Source organism: Zhongshania sp., from assembly GCF_041584495.1.
In the GTDB taxonomy this organism is placed as follows: domain Bacteria; phylum Pseudomonadota; class Gammaproteobacteria; order Pseudomonadales; family Spongiibacteraceae; genus Spongiibacter.
In genome coordinates this window covers 1-1,058 of the sequence record NZ_JBFHDY010000328.1, presented here as the reverse complement: position 1 = coordinate 1,058, position 1,058 = coordinate 1, and the positions used below count along the sequence as shown (strand labels likewise).

Genomic DNA, 1,058 nt, shown 5'->3' with positions numbered 1-1,058 from the left:
GCGTATCGCCTCTGCAGATAATTCCATTTCCTTTGGTAGGTTTTCTGGTGGCGGCACGTCAGGCATTTCTGATTGGTGATCAAAGCTGTCGATATTGAGCTGAAAGGAGCTGGTCATAAAAAAGATGGTTTGGCCGCGCTGCACTGCCTTAACGCGGCGGTTGGAGATGGTGCCGGCATCGAGGTTGCTTTCTACTTCAAAAATAATTGGGTAATCGGGATTCCCCGGCCGCAAAAAATAGGAGTGAAAGGAGTGGATGTGGCGCCCGGGGTCGACCTGTTGGGCGGCGGCAGAAAGTGCTTGCGCAATTACTTGGCCGCCATAGACCCGCCCCCAGTCCGTGGCTTCTGATTGTCCCCGGTAGAGGTTTTCGTCTATTTTTTCTAGGCCGAGTAGCGCGATGACTTGCTGCAGTGGGTCTGACATGAATAGCTCTCCTGGTCGTATTAATTGACGGTAATACTTTTTAATACCTTGCGGACGGGGTCCGGTATGGGCATGGGCCGATTCGTTTGGCGGTCTACATAAACATGGACAAAACGACCGAGGGCCGCTGCGTCGGTGTCGTTATTGCGAAATAGCGCGGTTTCATAGCGCACACTGCTATTCCCTAAATGGACCACTTTTAGACCGACACTCACTTTGTCAGGAAAACTCACAGAAGAAAAGTATTGGCACTGAGTTTCAATGACGAGACCAATCGCGGGGCTAGTAGCAATATCGAGGGCGCCGCTGTTAATCAAATGCGCATTGACGGCGGTGTCGAAGAAGGAATAATAAATTACGTTGTTTACGTGTTGGTATACGTCGTTGTCGTGCCAGCGAGTTTGGATTTCACAAAAATGGGGATAAGCGTCGCGTGTGGGTATGGCCGCTTTGTCGCTCATAAGGCCTCCTTGTATAGGGCTGTTGCATCAGCCAAGCTTATTTCCCTAGGGTTGTTAATGAGTAGTCGTGTTTGCTTCATCGCGTCTGCAGCCAAACTGTCGACATCTTGTTCACTAATGCCGACGTCGCTAAGGCGCGTGGCAATTCTCAGCTCAGCGGGCAGGGTTTGC

General features: G+C 51.0%; 3 protein-coding genes. All 3 read right to left on the bottom strand.

Annotated features, from left to right (window positions below):
- The coding region (locus ABYP33_RS19600; RefSeq protein WP_373093078.1) for an acyl-CoA thioesterase at positions 1-426 on the bottom strand (426 nt) is incomplete at its 3' end.
- A 20-nt stretch (positions 427-446) separates the two neighbouring features.
- Complete coding sequence (locus ABYP33_RS19595; protein ID WP_373093076.1) at positions 447-887, bottom strand: acyl-CoA thioesterase; 441 nt, start codon at positions 885-887, stop codon at positions 447-449.
- Entirely contained in the window at positions 884-1,033 is a 150-nt protein-coding gene (locus ABYP33_RS19590; protein WP_373093079.1) for a hypothetical protein, read from the bottom strand. Before ABYP33_RS19590 ends, ABYP33_RS19595 begins: the two co-directional genes overlap by 4 nt.
- Positions 1,034-1,058: the final 25 nt, after the last annotated feature.

Excerpts from the sequence above, each read along its gene's own strand:
- ABYP33_RS19595 (WP_373093076.1), bottom strand. The coding sequence starts at position 887 with ATGAGCGACAAAGCGGCCATACCCACACGCGACGCTTATCCCCATTTT.